The 15,354-nt window shown below is 73.4% G+C and carries 16 protein-coding genes; 9 read left to right on the plus strand and 7 right to left on the minus strand.

Going from position 1 to position 15,354, the window contains the following annotated elements; genetic code table 11:
• Nucleotides 1-12: 12 nt before the first annotated feature.
• From ACN261_RS24045 to ACN261_RS24055, 3 genes are read right to left on the minus strand one after another with little or no spacing between them, the layout of a single operon-like run.
• Nucleotides 13-576, minus strand: a complete 564-nt coding sequence (locus ACN261_RS24045) for a Rieske (2Fe-2S) protein (protein ID WP_421481908.1) — start codon at nt 574-576, stop codon at nt 13-15.
• Nucleotides 577-583: 7 nt separating this feature from the next.
• Nucleotides 584-1,249 (minus strand): DUF6529 family protein, encoded by a 666-nt coding sequence (locus tag ACN261_RS24050; protein ID WP_421481909.1) that lies wholly within the window; start codon nt 1,247-1,249, stop codon nt 584-586.
• On the minus strand, nt 1,249-2,007 hold the full coding sequence (locus ACN261_RS24055) for a hypothetical protein (protein ID WP_421481910.1): 759 nt from the start codon (nt 2,005-2,007) through the stop codon (nt 1,249-1,251). The genes ACN261_RS24050 and ACN261_RS24055 overlap by 1 nt, the downstream gene beginning before the upstream one ends.
• A gap of 190 nt (nt 2,008-2,197) precedes the next feature.
• Here ACN261_RS24055 and ACN261_RS24060 point away from each other — a divergent pair, with 190 nt between their 5' ends.
• From ACN261_RS24060 to mnhG, 8 genes are all read left to right on the plus strand, one after another.
• A complete protein-coding gene (locus ACN261_RS24060; RefSeq protein WP_421481911.1) occupies nt 2,198-3,136 on the plus strand; it encodes an ion transporter in 939 nt (312 codons plus the stop codon).
• A 254-nt stretch (nt 3,137-3,390) separates the two neighbouring features.
• Nucleotides 3,391-3,870, plus strand: a complete 480-nt coding sequence (locus ACN261_RS24065; protein ID WP_357930412.1) for a potassium transporter TrkA — start codon at nt 3,391-3,393, stop codon at nt 3,868-3,870.
• 146 nt (nt 3,871-4,016) lie between these two features.
• Nucleotides 4,017-6,839 (plus strand): Na+/H+ antiporter subunit A, encoded by a 2,823-nt coding sequence (locus ACN261_RS24070; protein WP_425852261.1) that lies wholly within the window; start codon nt 4,017-4,019, stop codon nt 6,837-6,839.
• On the plus strand, nt 6,836-7,327 hold the full coding sequence (locus tag ACN261_RS24075) for a Na(+)/H(+) antiporter subunit C (protein ID WP_425852263.1): 492 nt from the start codon (nt 6,836-6,838) through the stop codon (nt 7,325-7,327). Before ACN261_RS24070 ends, ACN261_RS24075 begins: the two co-directional genes overlap by 4 nt.
• Entirely contained in the window at nt 7,324-8,904 is a 1,581-nt protein-coding gene (locus ACN261_RS24080) for a Na+/H+ antiporter subunit D (protein WP_421481916.1), read from the plus strand. The genes ACN261_RS24075 and ACN261_RS24080 overlap by 4 nt, the downstream gene beginning before the upstream one ends.
• A gap of 110 nt (nt 8,905-9,014) precedes the next feature.
• Nucleotides 9,015-9,578 (plus strand): Na+/H+ antiporter subunit E, encoded by a 564-nt coding sequence (locus ACN261_RS24085; RefSeq protein WP_421486809.1) that lies wholly within the window; start codon nt 9,015-9,017, stop codon nt 9,576-9,578.
• Nucleotides 9,575-9,838 carry a monovalent cation/H+ antiporter complex subunit F gene (locus tag ACN261_RS24090; protein ID WP_088645903.1) on the plus strand — a complete coding sequence of 88 codons (264 nt, stop codon included), beginning with the start codon at nt 9,575-9,577 and terminating at the stop codon, nt 9,836-9,838. The genes ACN261_RS24085 and ACN261_RS24090 overlap by 4 nt, the downstream gene beginning before the upstream one ends.
• Entirely contained in the window at nt 9,835-10,200 is a 366-nt protein-coding gene (gene mnhG, locus ACN261_RS24095) for a monovalent cation/H(+) antiporter subunit G (protein WP_145920159.1), read from the plus strand. Before ACN261_RS24090 ends, mnhG begins: the two co-directional genes overlap by 4 nt.
• 121 nt (nt 10,201-10,321) lie before the next feature.
• Here the strand turns inward: mnhG and ACN261_RS24100 are convergent, their stop codons facing one another.
• Nucleotides 10,322-10,702: a YccF domain-containing protein gene (locus tag ACN261_RS24100; RefSeq protein WP_421481917.1), complete on the minus strand. Its 381-nt coding sequence runs from the start codon at nt 10,700-10,702 to the stop codon at nt 10,322-10,324.
• A 57-nt stretch (nt 10,703-10,759) separates the two neighbouring features.
• Between ACN261_RS24100 and ACN261_RS24105 the strand changes: the two genes are divergently transcribed.
• Nucleotides 10,760-11,776 carry a methyltransferase gene (locus ACN261_RS24105; protein WP_425852267.1) on the plus strand — a complete coding sequence of 339 codons (1,017 nt, stop codon included), beginning with the start codon at nt 10,760-10,762 and terminating at the stop codon, nt 11,774-11,776.
• 54 nt (nt 11,777-11,830) lie between these two features.
• Here ACN261_RS24105 and ACN261_RS24110 read toward each other — a convergent pair whose 3' ends face one another.
• Genes ACN261_RS24110 through ACN261_RS24120 form a run of 3 tightly spaced genes read right to left on the minus strand, consistent with a single transcriptional unit; the run spans nt 11,831 to nt 15,308 of the window.
• The gene (locus ACN261_RS24110; RefSeq protein WP_421481919.1) at nt 11,831-12,853 is read right to left on the minus strand and encodes a methyltransferase; all 1,023 of its coding nucleotides are present in this window, start codon (nt 12,851-12,853) and stop codon (nt 11,831-11,833) included.
• Nucleotides 12,850-14,016: an aminotransferase class V-fold PLP-dependent enzyme gene (locus ACN261_RS24115; protein WP_425852269.1), complete on the minus strand. Its 1,167-nt coding sequence runs from the start codon at nt 14,014-14,016 to the stop codon at nt 12,850-12,852. The genes ACN261_RS24110 and ACN261_RS24115 overlap by 4 nt, the downstream gene beginning before the upstream one ends.
• Nucleotides 14,013-15,308, minus strand: a complete 1,296-nt coding sequence (locus ACN261_RS24120; protein ID WP_425852271.1) for a tryptophan 2,3-dioxygenase family protein — start codon at nt 15,306-15,308, stop codon at nt 14,013-14,015. The genes ACN261_RS24115 and ACN261_RS24120 overlap by 4 nt, the downstream gene beginning before the upstream one ends.
• Nucleotides 15,309-15,354: the final 46 nt, after the last annotated feature.

The raw sequence follows: 15,354 nt of genomic DNA on the forward strand, positions 1-15,354 counted from the left end.
GTGCCGGCGTGGTCAGGCCAGCCGGATGTCGTCGCCGTCGACGGTCACCGCCCGGGGCGGCAGCGGGCTGCCGGCCGGGCCGCTGCGCACCGCGCCGTCGGCGATGCCGAAGACGCTGTTGTGGCAGCCGCAGACGATGGTGCCGTCCTTGACCGAGGTGACCGTGCAGCCCTGGTGGGTGCAGGTCGCCGAGAACGCCTTGATGGTGCCGGCCGCCGGCTGGGTCACCACCACCCCCTCGGCCTTGAAGATCTTGCCGCCGCCGACCGGGATGTCCGCCACCGCGGCCAGCGCCGCCGGGGCGGGCGGCTGTTCGCCGCCCCCGGCGGGGGAGCCGCTCGCCCCGGCGGACGGCCCGGCCGGTGCGCTGCCGCCCGGCGAGGCGTCGGCCGGCGCGGCGGCCGATCCGCCGGTCTGCGGCGCCGCGGCCGGCGAGGTCGGCTCGCCGTACGTCTGGCAGCCGGTGAGCAGGGCGGTCACGCCCACCCCACCGGCACCGGCCAGCACCGCCCGTCGGGACGCGCAACCGGCCCCACGCTCGTCGCACATCTGCCCGTCGTTCCTCTCCCGTGTCACGAGCCCGTCACGTCCCCACCCCGAAGGTGGTGAAGTACCACAGCGACGAGGTCACCCAGATCCCCATCAGGACGGTGAACACCAACCCGCCGACGACCGGCAGCACCCACCCGGCCAGCCCCCGCTTGGGCAGCGCCAGCATCTTCATGGTGAACACCCCGAAGAAGAGGCAGCCGAGCAGCGAATGCAGCAGGGTCCGCAGGTCGTAGTCGGCGAAGCCCAGCGCGTAGAGGCAGTGCACCGCCACCGGAACGGTCAGCAGGAACGCCACCCGGCCGCTCCACCGGTGCAGCCCACCCGCCCAGGAGGGCGAGAAGCCACCGAGCCGGCCCCACATCGCCAACGCGCTGAGCAGCTGTACCACGGCGAAGAGGGCCGCCCCGGTGCCCAGCCAGACCTTGACCGCCTGCGGGCTGGAGAAGCCGGCCACGTTGACCGCGATCCCGGTGGGCTGGTGCATCCGGCCGTACGCCCCGAGGGCCACCGCGACCGCCGCCCCGACCAGCAGCGGTACGAGCACCGAGGCGGGCGGGGCACCGGAGCCGGTGGACGGCGCGGCGACCGGGTCGGGCGGGGTCGGGGCGGGTGGGGGGTCGGACAGGACCCGGACGGACGGCCCGTCGTCGAAGTCGCGTCCCACGTCGGTCTCGAACCTGCGGCGTGCCGTCGTCATCACGCACCGGACCCCGGGTCGGCCACGACCGGCGACGCGGTGACGGTCCGGCCGTCGAGGATGGTGGTGCCGAACGCGGGGTCCAGCGGCGGGGCCGGCACCGGCGCGCCGTCGCGGGTGACCACCCCGATCTGGCTGCCGTCGGGCAGCATGATCCAGCCGCCGTCGACACCGGCGCGGCGCTGCTGGGCGGTGGCCCGGTAGAGCACCGGGTCGGGCTTGCCGGTCTGCTTGGCGGTGAACTTCCACCGGCGCTGACCGACCACCATCTCGCCGGAGGCGACCCCGTCGCCGAACGACCCGGTGAGGACCTCACCCTTCTTGCCGGTCAGCTTCATCCGGCCGTCGGCGGCGGTGCCGTTGAGCCACACCTCCAGCTTCCTGCCGTCGCAGACGTACGCCACCGCCTTGCCGTCGGTGACGGTGATCGCGATGGTGGCACCGCCGTCGAGCCGTCCGGTCCAGTTGGAGTCGGCCTGCTTCGCCGGTGGCGCCGTGGTCGGCGGCGTGGTCTGCGCCGGGCCGGGCTGGCCGCCCGCCGGTGCCGCCGGGGTGGCCTCCGGTTCGGCGGCCGGGTCGGCATCCGGTTCGGCCGCGGGGGCGGCGGGCGACGCCACGGTGGCACCGGGCGGGCTCGTCGCGGGCGCGGCCGCACCGGCATCGACCGTACGCGGCGCCGCCTGGGCGCTCATCGCGAACAGGACGGCGGCCATGCCCGTCCCGGTCAGCAGGGTGAGCAACGGGGTCGTGCGCTTCATGAGCAGCTCCCTTCACCGGGTGGTACGAAGCCGGGGCGTCGGTCGTTCAATGTCGGGACGAGAACCTGTGATCGCCGGTGGTCGGGTGCCCGGTCCATCACCGACGGTGATCGTCCCGGGTGGCCGGTAGGGTGTCGGGATGGCCGCCGCGTTCCCGTACCGCCCCGGGACCGGGTGACCGGTGTCGTCCGTGCCTGTTCCCACCCGGCGGCGTGCCGCCGATCCCGGCCCCGTCGGCCCCGCCGGCCTCGCCCAGTGGTGTGCCCGGATCGCCCGGTCGCGCCCCTTCGAGGCGGCGATCGTGGTGCTCATCATGGCCAACGCGGCGGTCCTCGGGGTGGAGACCTACCCGGATCTCGGTGCGGCCCGACCGGCGTTGCACTGGCTGGAGCTGAGCTTCCGGGCGGCCTTCGTCGCCGAGATCGCCGTCCGGGTGCTGGCGTACGGGCGTCGGCCGCAGGACTTCCTGCGGCACGGCTGGAACGTGTTCGACCTGGTGGTGATCGCGGCGATCTTCCTGCCCGGGCTGCACGGCGACTCGGCGCTGCTGCGGGTCGTCCGGGTGGCCCGGGTGCTGCGCCTGGTGCGTTTCTCGCCCGGTCTGCGCACCATCGTGGCCGCGCTGTGGCGCAGCCTGCCCGGTGTCGGCGGGTTCCTCGCGCTGGCCATGGTGACCCTCTACGTCTACGGCATGGCCGGCTGGCTGATCTTCGGCCGGGCCTACCCGGAGCAGTACGGCGACATCGGCCGGTCGCTGCTGACCCTGTTCGTGCTGCTGTCCCTGGAGACCCTGCCGGATCTGGTGGAGCAGGGGATGGCGCTGTCCCCGTGGACCCTCGTCTACTACGTCAGCTACGTGCTCATCACGGTCAACCTGCTGCTGAACATCCTGATCGCGGTCATCGTGAACTCGATGGAGGAGGCCCGCCGGCTGGAGATGACCGAGCGGCTGGCGCCCGGCTACGACGCCGACGGCGACGGGGTGCCCGACGAGGTGGACCGGATCGCCCTGACCCAGCGCCTGGACGACCTGCGGGCGGTGATCGCCGAGCTGGAACGCGAGCTGCGCATCGACCGGGACGATCCGGCTAGCCGGCACCGGTCGGCCGAACGCACCGACGCCCGTTGACGACGGGCGTCGGCACCCGCCGCGGACGTGTCGCCCGTCCCGTCGGCCGTTGACCGGGCCGGTGCCGGTCGGCGCAACCACGACCCTCGGCCCGAGGACCGCCGAGGGTCCGTCGGCACCGCCTCTGACGTCCAGGTTTCCCGAATGATGGGACGATGGAGGTGGGCGATCACGCCCTGATCATGATAGGGATGAAGGGGCGCGCGGCCGTTACCGGCCGGACGCCCCTTCGATGTTGGGCGAAGGAGGTCGGTGTGCGGTTCGAACGTACGGTCATTCACGGGGTCGGACTCTGCCAGCGCTTCGCCACCGCGCACGGCCAGTGGGCCAGCGTCATCTCCCACCCCGGCGGGCGGCGCGACATCGTGATCTACCACCCCGACGACACCGACACCGCGGTCGGCACGCTGGTGCTCGACCAGTCCGAGGCGCAGGCCGTCGCCGGGGTGCTCAACCAGGCGGTCACCGTCGACCACCTCGCCGAGCTGGAACGCCAGCTCCCCGGCGTCACCGTCGTGCGAATACCCGTCGCCGTGGGCGGCGACGGCGACGGAAAGCGTTGGCGGGACACCGCGTTGTCCGGCCTGCCGCTGTCGCTGCTGGCGGTGGTCCGCGCCGGCCGGGTCGTACCGACCCCTGGCGACGACTACGTCCTGCTCGCCGGCGACGAGGTCGTCGTCGCGGGTGCGGAGGCGGCCACCACGACCGCCGTGGACGTGTTCGCCGGTCACTGACCGGGCACCACCACCGACCGACCAACCACCGGTGACGCCACCGCCGCGGTGGCCGTGCGACCCGGGGACGCCCGTCCCCGAGCCGCCGGTTCCGCACCGCCCCGAACGGGCCGGTGGCCGCCGACACTGATCTTCAAGGAGGGTATGTGCTGGTCCTGGTGGCGGTCCACGCACTGGCAGCCGTGGTCGCCCCGGGGCTGGTACGTCGCTTCGGACGCCGTGCGCTCTACGCCGTCGCGCTCGCCCCGGCCGCCACGCTGGTCTGGGCGCTGACCCGTACCGGTGCGGTCCGGGCCGGCGAACCGGTGGTGGAGACCTGGCCGTGGGTGCCCCGGATCGGTCTGGAACTGGCCCTGCGGATGGGCACCCTGTCCTGGCTGATGGTGGTGCTCGTCGGCGGGGTCGGCGCGCTGGTGCTGGCGTACAGCGCCAGGTACTTCCGCTCCGACGACCCCGGACTGGGCCGTTTCGCCGCGGTCTTCGTCGCCTTCGCCGGCTCCATGCTCGGCCTGGTCGTCTCCGACGACCTGCTGCTGCTCTACGTGTTCTGGGAGCTGACCACCGTCTTCTCGTACCTGCTGATCGGCTACGACCCGGCGAAGCGGGCCAGCCGCCGGGCCGCCATGCAGGCGCTGCTGGTCACCACCCTGGGCGGGCTCGCCATGCTGGCCGGGTTCGTCATGCTCGGCCAGCACGCCGGCAGCTACCGCTGGTCGGTCGTCGCCACCGACCTGCCCGGCGGCGGCTACCTGGTCACCGCGCTGATGCTGATCCTGCTCGGCGCGCTCAGCAAGTCGGCGATCGTGCCGTTCAGCTTCTGGCTGCCCGGCGCGATGGCCGCGCCCACCCCGGTCAGCGCCTACCTGCACGCCGCCGCGATGGTCAAGGCCGGGGTGTTCCTGGTCGCCCTGCTCGGCCCGGCCGTCGCCGACGTCACCGCCTGGCGGGTGGTGCTGCTCGGCACCGGCCTGGCCACCCTCTTCCTCGGTGCCTGGGTGGCGCTGCGCCAGACCGACCTGAAACTGCTCCTCGCCTACGGCACGGTCAGCCAGCTCGGGCTGCTGATGGTGGTCCTGGGTGCCGGCAGCCGCGACGCCGCGCTGGCCGGCGCGGCGATGGTGCTGGCGCACGCCCTGTTCAAGGCCACCCTGTTCCTCGTCGTCGGGATCGTCGACCACACCACCGGCACCCGGGACCTGCGCGAACTCAGTGGCCTCGGCCGGCGCGCGCCGGTGCTGACCGGGGTCGCCGTGCTGGCCGCCGCCTCGATGGCCGGGCTGCCGCCGATGGCCGGCTTCGTCGCCAAGGAGGCCGCCTTCGAGGCGTTCCAGCACGGCGGCACGACGGACCTGCTGGTGCTGGCCGGCGTGGTGGCCGGGTCGGCGCTGACCGTGGCGTACACGCTGCGGTTCCTGTGGGGCGCGTTCGCCGCCAAGCCGGGGGTCGCGCCGACCGACCCGCACCCGGCGGGCCGGTCGTTCCTCGCCGCCCCGGCGCTGCTCGCCGTGGCGGGGCTGGCCGTCGGCGTCGCCGCCCCGGCGTTCGACGGGCTGCTCGCCCCGTACGCCGACGGCTTCTCCTCGACCGGGCCCGGCTACCACCTGGCGCTGTGGCACGGCCTCACCCCCGCGCTGGGGCTGTCCGCCCTCGCGGTGACGGCCGGCGTCGGGCTGTTCCTGCTGCTGCACCTCCGACGGCTGCGGGCGACCCGGTGGACCCCGGTCGACGGCGCGGCCGGCTACGAGCGGCTGGTCGCCGGGGTGGACCGGCTCGCGGTGGAGCTGACCGGCGCCACCCAGCGGGGCTCGCTGCCGTTCTACCTCGGGATCATCCTGGTGGTGCTGGTCGTCCTGCCCGGTGGCGCGCTGCTCACCGGCGGGCCGTGGCCCCGGGAGTTCCGCGCCTGGGACACCCCGTTGCAGGCGGTCGCCGCCGCCCTGGTGATCGTGGCCGCGGTGATGGCCGCCCGCGCGCTGCGCCGGCTCACCGCGATGATCCTGGTCGGTGTCGCCGGTTACGGCACGGCGCTGATGTTCGTCCTGCACGGCGCACCGGACCTGGCGCTGACCCAGTTCCTGGTGGAAACCGTCACCATCGTCATGTTCGTGCTGGTGCTGCGCCGGCTGCCGGTGAAGTTCTCGGCCCGGCCCATCCGCCGCAGCCGGCGCGGCCGGATCGCCATCGGCGTCGCCGTCGGCGCGGTCGTGTCCGGGATGGCCTGGGTCGCGTCGAGCGGTCGGCTGGCCACCCCGATCTCCGAGCGGTTCCCCGACGAGGCGGTCTCCTACGGCGGCGGCAAGAACGTGGTCAACGTGACCCTGGTCGACATCCGCGCCTGGGACACCATGGGCGAGATCGCGGTGCTGGTGGTGGCGGCCACCGGGGTGGCCAGCCTGATCTTCCGCCGCTCCCGTGACCTGGACCGGCGCAGCGCCGTCCCCGGCCCCCGACCGGCGGCCACCGGCGGGCCGCGCTGGCTGACCGCCGGCTTCGAGGCGCACCGGCACTCGGTGATCCTCCAGGTGGTCACCCGGCTGCTGTTCCACGCCATCGTGCTGTTCTCGGTCTACCTGCTCTTCTCCGGTCACAACGCCCCCGGGGGCGGGTTCGCCGCCGGGCTGGTCGCCGGCCTGGCCCTGGCCGTGCGCTACCTGGCCGGTGGCCGGCGAGAACTCAACGCCGCCGCGCCTGTCGACGCCGGGGCGGTGCTCGGCGCGGGGCTCTTCCTCGCCGTGGGCACCGGGGTGGCCGCGATGCCGCTGGGCGGGGAGTTCCTGCAGAGCGCGGTGCTCGACCTGCACCTGCCCCTGCTCGGCAAGGTCCACTTCGTCTCGTCGGTCTTCTTCGACGTCGGCGTCTACCTGATCGTGGTGGGCCTGGTGCTGGACATCCTGCGCAGCCTCGGCGCCGAGATGGACCGCCAGCAGGAGGACGCCCACGACGACGTACGGGACAAGGAGCTGGTGTGACCCCCAACCTCACCTACATCGTGGTGGTCGGCGTGCTCTTCGCCGCCGGGGTGACCCTGCTGCTGGAACGCAGCCTCACCCGGGTGCTGATGGGCGTCATCCTGCTCGGCAACGGCGCCAACCTGCTGCTGCTCACCGGGGGGCGGGCCGGTGGCCCGCCGATCGTCGGCACCAGCGACGCCGCCGAGATGAGCGATCCGCTGCCCCAGGCGATGGTGCTCACCGCCATCGTCATCACCCTCGGCATGACCGCGTTCCTGCTGGCGCTGTCGTACCGCAGCTGGCACCTCAACGGCCACGACGAGGTGCAGGACGACGTGGAGGACCGCCGGATCATGGACCTGGCCGACCGGGACGAGGGGCCGGGCACCGACGACGCCGACCAGCCCGACTCCGACGACCAGCTCGACGGTGACGGCCGGCCCGATCCGGACAGCCGGCGGCCCTCGGCGGCGGCGACGGCCGGCGGGCGGGGGAGGGACGCGTGAACTACCTCGTCCCGCTGCCGGTGGTGATGCCGCTGCTCGGCGCGGCTCTGACCCTGCTGCTGGCCAGCCGGCCCCGCGCACAGCGGTGGGTCAGCCTCACCGTGCTCACCGCGACCGTCGCCGTGGCCGCCACCCTGCTCGTCCGCTCCTCGATCGACGGGCCGCTCGTCGTCGAGGTCGGCGGCTGGGTCGCACCGCTGGGCATCGTGCTCGTCGCCGACCAGCTCGCCGCGCTGATGCTGGTGGTCTCCGCTTCCGTCACCCTCTGCGTGCTGGTGTACTCCATCGGGCAGGGCATGGCCGACGGGCACGAGGAGACCCCGCTGTCGGTCTACCACCCCACCTACCTGGTGCTGACCGCCGGGGTGTGCAACGCGTTCCTCTCCGGTGACCTGTTCAACCTCTACGTCGGCTTCGAGATCCTGCTGGTCGCCAGCTACGTGCTGCTCACCCTGGGCAGCACCGAGACCCGCATCCGCGCCGGCACCACGTACGTCGTGGTCAGCCTGCTGTCGTCGCTGATCTTCCTGGTGGCGATCGGGCTGGTCTACTCGGCCACCGGCACCCTCAACCTGGCCCAGCTCGTCGACCGGCTCGACGCGCTCCCCGACGACCTGCGGCTGGTGCTGCAGGGCATGCTGCTGCTCGCCTTCGGCATCAAGGCGGCGGTCTTCCCGCTGTCGGCGTGGCTGCCCGACAGCTACCCCACCGCGCCCGCGCCGGTCACCGCCGTCTTCGCCGGCCTGCTCACCAAGGTCGGCGTGTACGCCATCATCCGCACCGAGACGCTGCTGTTCCCCGGCGGCCGGACCGCCGACCTGCTGCTGGTGGTGGCGGCGTTGACCATGCTGGTCGGCATCCTGGGCGCGGTCGCCCAGTCCGACATCAAACGACTGCTGTCGTTCACCCTGATCAGCCACATCGGGTACATGCTGTTCGGGGTGGGGCTCAGCTCGTCGCTCGGGTTGGCCGCCGCGATCTTCTACGTGGTGCACCACATCACCATCCAGACCACCCTGTTCCTCGCCGCCGGGCTGGTCGAGCGCCGGGGCGGCAGCACCGCGCTGGACCGCCTCGGCGGGCTGGCCCGGCTGTCGCCGCTGCTCGCCGTGCTGTTCTTCGTGCCCGCGTTGAACCTGGCCGGCATCCCCCCGTTCTCCGGCTTCCTGGGCAAGCTCGGGCTGGTCCAGGCCGGGGTGGACGACGGCGGTGTGCTGGCCTGGGTGCTGGTCGCCGGTGGGCTGCTGACCAGCCTGCTCACCCTCTACGCCATCGCCCGGGTGTGGAACCTGGCGTTCTGGCGTCGTCCGCACCCGGAGATGCCCGAGCCGCAGGACAGCGTGCACACCGTCCGCACCGACGGGGTGGAGCAGCCCTACCGGGGGCCCGACCGCGACGCCCACCCGGGCGCGATGCTGCCCCGCCTGATGATCGCGCCGACGGTCGCCCTGGTGGTGCTGGGGCTGGGGCTGACCGTGGTGGCCGGGCCGCTGTTCGACCTCAGCTCCGACGCCGCCGACGACCTGCTGCGGCGCACCCCGTACGTCGAGGCCGTCTACCCCGGGGGGACCCCGTGAGCCACGATCCGCCACCACAGCGCCCCTCGGACCGGTCGCCGCCGCCCGGGGAGCCGTCGCCGCAGCTTCCCGGGGGTGGGCCGGCCGCGGAGCATCCGGAGGACCGGCCGCTGACCCGGGCTGCCCGCCGCCGCAACCAGGCCGTCGCGATGATCGTCCTGGTCACCGTCTGGGTGCTGCTCTGGGGGACGCTGAGCTGGGCCAACGTGCTCGGTGGGCTGGTCGTGGGGCTGGTGGTGCTGACCGTCTTCCCGCTGCCCCCGGTGACCTTCGCCGGGCGGGTGCACCCGGTGCCGCTGCTGCGGTTCGCCCTGCGCTTCCTGCGTGACCTGGTGGTGGCCAGCGTCCAGATCGCGGCCCTGGCGCTGCGGTTCGGGCACCCCCCGCTGGGCGCGATCATCGCGGTGCGGCTGCGGGTCCGCTCCGACCTCAACCTCACGCTGACCGCCGAGGCGCTGTCCCTGGTGCCCGGCAGCCTCATCGTCGAGGTCGACCGGGACGCCGGCATCCTCTACGTCCACGTGCTCGGGGTGCGCGACCGGGCCGAGGTCGAACGCTTCCGCGACGGCGTGCTGGAGTTGGAGGGCCGGCTGATCGCGGCGATCGGCTCGGCGCAGGAGCAGCGGCTGATCCGGGAGCACACACCGTCCACCCTGGAAGGAAGTTCGAGATGACCGCTGTCGCCGTGATCGTCACCGTGCTGCTGGCGGTGGCCGGCGCGCTCACCCTCACCCGGATCGTCCGGGGGCCGTCGGTGCTCGACCGGGCGGTCGCCACCGACGTGCTGCTGGCGATCGTGGTGGCCGCCGTGGCGACCGAGGCCGCCTACAGCCGGGACGCGACCGCGCTGCCGATCCTGGTGGTGCTGGCCATCCTCGGCTTCGTCGGCTCGGTCAGCGTCGCCCGCTTCGCCACCCGCCGGGACGACAGGTGAGCGTCGACGCGGTGCTGGACGTGGTGGCCGCGGCCTGCCTGCTGGGCGGCGCGCTGCTCAGTCTCGCCGCCGGGGTCGCCCTGGTCCGCTTCCCCGACCTGCTGTCGCGGATGCACGCCGCCGCCAAGCCACAGGTGCTCGGCCTGCTGCTGGTGCTGCTCGGCTGCGCGCTGCGGCTGCGGACCGGGGTGGACGTCACCACGCTGGTGCTGGTCGGCGCGTTCCAGTTGGCCACCGCGCCGGTCGCCGCGCACATGATCGGCCGGGCCGGCTACCCGCACGACCGGATCCGCACCGACCTGCTGGTCACCGACGAACTCGCCGCCCACCTCGACCGGCTGCACGCCGACCGGCGGCCATGACCCCGGCGGCCCCGTGGCCCGGCCGCCGCGGGGCCGCTCATGGACCGATCGAGTGGTATCGACCACCCCGTCGACACCGCCGGATCGCCGCAGATGCGCCGCACGTCGCCTCGGGGTCGGGTCAGGGCGCCTCGACGACCTCCCGGCCGAGCGGCCAGAACGCCGCCGGGACGAGCTTGAAGTTGGCGATGCCGAACGGGATGCCGATGATCGTGACGCAGAGCGCGATCCCGGCGAGCAGGTGGGACAGCGCCAGCCACCAGCCGGCGAGCAGCACCCACAGCACGTTCGCCAGCCCGGACGGGACGCCGGCCCCGGGCTTGGTGACCAGGGTCCGGCCGAACGGCCACAGCGAGTACGAGGCGAGCCGCAGCGACGCCACCCCGAACGGGATGGTGATGATGAGCACGAAGCAGACCACCGCCGCGATGAAGTAGCCGAGGGCCAGCACGATTCCGCCACCGAGGATGAGCCACAACAGGTTCAGGATGAAGCGAATCATTACTCCATGGTGACGGGTGCGTGCCACCGCGTCACCGTTCCATGATCTTATGTTCCCATGATCACTCCCACTCCTCTCATGCACCTCGTCGCCGGCGTCTGGGGCTTCAAGACCCTCGCCGTCGGGGTCGAGTTCGGCCTGTTCACCAGGCTGGCCGGCGGGCGGACCGTCACCGTGGCCGAGGCCGCCGTCGAGTTCGGGCTCGACGAACGCCCCGCCGACCTGCTGCTGTCGGCCAGCGCGTCGCTGGGGCTGCTGGACAAGGCAGGTGACGGCTACCGCAACTCCGCGCTGGCCGAACAGTTCCTGGTCGAGGGGCGGCCCTACTACTTCGGTGCCCAGGTGCGCTACTCCGACCTGCGTACCTACCTGCCCTGGCACCGGGTGGGCGAGGCGCTGCGCGGCAACCGGCCGCTCACCTGGGACCCGCAGCAGCAGGACTCCCTGTTCGACACCACCGACCCGGAGCTGGTGGCCCAGTTCTGGGACGCCATGTTCGCCACCTCCCGGTTCACCGCCCGCGCGCTGGCCGACGCGTACGACTTCGGCGCGCACCGCCGGCTGCTCGACGTCGGCGGTGGCGCGGGGGCGTTCCCGATCGAGTTCTGCCTGCGGCTGCCGGAGCTACGGGCGACGATCCTGGACCTGCCGCACGTGTGCGTGCGGGCCGGGGAGCGGATCGCGGAGGCGGGCCTGACCGACCGGATCGGCACGGTCGCCGGTGACTTCCTCGCCGACCCGGCCCTGCCCGACGGGCACGACGTGATCCTGCTCAGCATGATCCTGCACGACTGGGACGAGCCGACCAACCGGGCGCTGCTAGCCCGCTGCCACGCCGCGCTACCCCCCGGCGGGGTGATCGTCATCTCCGAACTGCTGCTCAACGACGAGCGCACCGGACCGCCGGAGGCCGCCCTGATGGGCATGAACATGCTCGTCGAGACCGAGGGCGGCAAGAACTACTCCGGCGCGGAGTACCGGCGGTGGTTGACCGACGCCGGCTTCGTCGACGTGCGTACGGTGCCGTTCGAGGCCCCCGGCGCGAACGGCGCGGTGCTGGCCCGCCGCCCCTGACCGGCCCACCGGGGCCGGCGGGACCGTCCGCCGGCCCCGGCGTCCACCGGGGAATCATCCCGGCTTGTACGCGGTGACCAGTTCCCACCCGCCGGGCAGCACCGCCACCCGGGTGAACCCGACCTCGGTGAGCAGCCCGGTGTAGAACTCGACCTCCCGCAGCCGGCTGACGCAGCTGTCCACGCCGATCAGGAAGTAGCTCCAGAAGAACTGCACGGCCAGCCGGTCCGGGGTGCGGAACTCCTCGGCGACGAGCAGCAACCCGCCCGGCTCCAGCGCCGCGTACGCCTGCTCCACCAGGCGGCGGGCGACGTCGTTGGGCCAGTCGTGCAGCACCCGGACGAACGCCATCGCGTCGTAGCCCGTCGGCAGCGGCCCGGCCAGGAAGTCGCCGCCGACGAAGCCCAGCCGGTCGGGGTGCCCCCGGTCGACCCGGGTGGCCGCCACCAGGGGTGCCACCGCCGGCAGGTTGAACACGTCGGCCCGCAGGGCGGGGGCGGTGTCGAGGACGTGTGCGGCGAGGGTGCCGTCACCACCGCCGACGTCCAGCAGGCGTCGCCGGTCCGACCAGAGCCGGTCGGCGTGCCGACGCAGCGTCTCGATCACCGGGCCGAGCCCGGCGGCCATGCTGCGTTCGAAGTCGGCGGTCTGCGCGTCGGTCTTCGGCGGCCAGGCGAAGTCGTCGTCGCTCATGCCGACCTCGCCGCGCAGGCTCTCGGCGAGCCGGCCGTGCAGCAGCCGCCACGGGTAGCGGTCCCGGTCCCGTTCGATCGCGTCCGGGCCGACCACCGCCAGCACGGCGTCGCGCAGTCCCGGCACCGCCCGGTAGCTGGCTCCGGCGATGTCGTCGTCGGGTTCGTGCCGGGTGACGCAGCCGAGGCTCTCCAGACAGTCGAGGAACTTGTAGAGCCGCAGCGGGCGCACCGCGAACCGCTCGGCCAGCGCGTCCAGGCGGACCGGGCCGGGTTCCAGCGCGTCGAGCAGGCCGAGGGCCAGCGCGGTCTCCAGCACGTCGACGGCCTTGGGACCATTGACGAGCAGGCTCATCAGCGCCCGGGGGGACAGGGTGACGCTCACCGGCCCAGCTCCTCGACCAGCGCGTCCATGAACGCGTCGACCTCGTCGAGGGTGTTGTAGACGTGCGGTCCGATCCGCAGCCAGCCCCGCCAGGTGCAGATCATGTTGCGTGCGGCCAGCCGCCGCTTGACCTCCTCGCCGTCGGGGACGTCCAGGCAGACCACCCCGCCCCGGCGGTCCGGGTCGGTGGGGCTGACCACGGTGACGCCGGCCGCCGCCGCCCGGTCCAGGACCCGCTGGGTCAGCGCCAGCGAGTGCGCCCGGATCGCCCCCATCCCGACGCCCGCGAGCAGGTCCAGGCCGACCTGGGAGATCAGTGAGGTCAACGGGTACGGCGTGCCGCCGGCGAAGCGTTGCGCCCCCGCCGCCCACCCGGTCGACACCCGGAAGGTCAACGCCCGGTCGCCGGCCTGCCACCCGGTCGCCGCCGGTTCCAGCCGCCCGGCCAGGTCGGGGCGGACGTAGAGGAAGGCGGTGCCGGCCCCGCACAGCCACTTGTGCGCGCCGCCGAGGACGACGTCGACGCCGAGCGCGGTCACGTCCAGCGGGACCGCGCCGACGGTCTGGAAGGCGTCCACCACCACCAGGGCGCCGACGGCGTGGGCGCGGGCGACCAGCCGGGCCAGGTCGATGGTGGCCCCGGAGGAGAAACTCGCATGGGGTACGCAGACCAGCAGCGTCCGCTCGTCGATGCGGGCTTCGAGGGCGTCCTCGTCGAACCGGGGGCCGCCGGTGCCGACCACGTCGAGCCGCGCGCCGTAGCGGCGGAACGCGGTGCCGATGAACGGCACCGTCGGGTACTCCAGGTCGGTGGTGACGATCCGGTCGCGCGGCGGCCGGTAGTCGAAGCAGGACAGCACCCGGACCAGCAGGGTGCTCAGGTTGGCGTCGGTGACCACGCTGCCCGGTGGTGCGCCGAGCAGCGCGGCGACCGAGTCGGCGTACCGGTCGAGGCCGACGTGCCAGCCGTGCCACACCTCGTCGCGCCAGTCGCGCAGGGTCGCCCAGTAGTCGGCGAGCACCCCCTCGACGCCCCGGGGCGCCGCGCCGGTGGAGTTGTTGCCCAGGTAGACGCAGGTTCCCAGCAGCGGGAACTCGGCGCGCAGGGCGGCGTGTGCGGCGGCATCCAGGCAACGCGCCAGGTGGGTCGCGGGTGCGCTCACTCGCAGCAGCCTCCGATCGGATCGGTCCGGGGTGGACGGTTGTCGGTGGACACGGTGGTGAAGACCGGGACGGCGCGGACGGCCGCCAGGTAGGGGGTGCCCTCGGTGTAGCCGGTGCCGGAGCGCGCACCGAGCATCCGGACCGCCAGCCGGTGGTGGGTGCGTCGCCAGGTCAGCACCGCCTCGGCGAAGGCCGCCATCTGCTGCCGTACCAGGTCGAGGTCGGGCCCCCGCAGCGAGCCGGCCCGGACCGCCGCGCGGTAGGCCCGGTCGATCGACGGCTGGCCGGCCCGCACCACCTCGCGTACCTCCGGCACCGACCGGTACGCGGTGGAGTCCAACCGCTCCGGCTCCGGCGTACGGCACAGCGACTCCATGATCTTGTACGAGCGGGACTGGATCGCGCTGGCCCCCTCGGTGTACTCGCGGAACGTCCGGAACGCCGCCGGTTGCATGGTGGCCAGCAGGGAGAACAGCGTCCCGGCACCGCTGATCAGCTCCCGGGCGTACGCCAGCCGACCGGCGGCCGGGCGGGGCCGGCCGGTGTCCAACGCGGCGATGGTGCCCCGCAGTTCCTCGGCGACCCCGGCGAAGACGCACTCGTAGGCCTGGAGGACCCGGATGAACAGGTACTCGTCGTGGGAGACGTAGACCGGCAGCATGCTCAACGCCAGGGCGCGTTTCCGGGCGGGGTCGCGGCCGGTGACGACGAGCCGGTGCAGCGCCACCGCCGCCGCGACCGGGTCCCGCTCGGTGACCGCCCCGGCCAGGCCGAGCCGGGTGAGGGCCGACGCGACGGCGCGGACCCCGAGCCGGCACCGCTTGGCCGACAGTGCCGGTCCGGGCCGCTGCTCGGGAAGCAGGTCGATGGCGTCGGTCGAGGCGGCCAGCTCGAAGGCGAGGGCGTCGGCGACGAGGTCGACCAGGAGCCGGTCCCGTTCCCGCCGCCCGCCGCCCGGCCCCGGCCGGTCGACCTCGTCGGCCGCCCGCCCGCCCGGTCCGGCCTCCGGGGCGACGGTGGACAGGGGGAGCAGGGGCAGGGCCAGGTAGCTGCGGTAGTCGTACCGGCCGTCCCACTTGTCGAGCGCCACGTCGAGGAAGGTGGACAACTCGCGGGCGGGGATGGTCCGCGCGTTCACCCGGGCGCGCGCGGCGTCCAGCTGGACGAGGAGTTCCTTTTTGACGAAGTGTTTACCGACACGATGAAATTCGGTGACCACTGCCTGGTAGGGGAATTGCTCGGGATCGGCCGTACCGGACGACCAGCTCGTCAGCTCACGCACGAACCGCACCTCGTGGGGTATCTGTCACAGGGAGCGCCGACGAATTTTCGAGTGG

It is taken from the genome of Micromonospora sp. WMMD723, assembly GCF_049863385.1.
Taxonomy (GTDB): Bacteria; Actinomycetota; Actinomycetes; order Mycobacteriales; family Micromonosporaceae; genus Micromonospora; species Micromonospora wenchangensis.

Bases quoted from the DNA above. Each gene is read 5' to 3' on its own strand.
- ACN261_RS24105 (WP_425852267.1), top strand. From the start codon at position 10,760: ATGATCACTCCCACTCCTCTCATGCACCTCGTCGCCGGCGTCTGGGGC.
- ACN261_RS24055 (WP_421481910.1), bottom strand. From the start codon at position 2,007: ATGAAGCGCACGACCCCGTTGCTCACCCTGCTGACCGGGACGGGCATG.
- ACN261_RS24050 (WP_421481909.1), bottom strand. From the start codon at position 1,249: ATGACGACGGCACGCCGCAGGTTCGAGACCGACGTGGGACGCGACTTC.
- ACN261_RS24090 (WP_088645903.1), top strand. From the start codon at position 9,575: ATGACCGCTGTCGCCGTGATCGTCACCGTGCTGCTGGCGGTGGCCGGC.
- ACN261_RS24100 (WP_421481917.1), bottom strand. From the start codon at position 10,702: ATGATTCGCTTCATCCTGAACCTGTTGTGGCTCATCCTCGGTGGCGGA.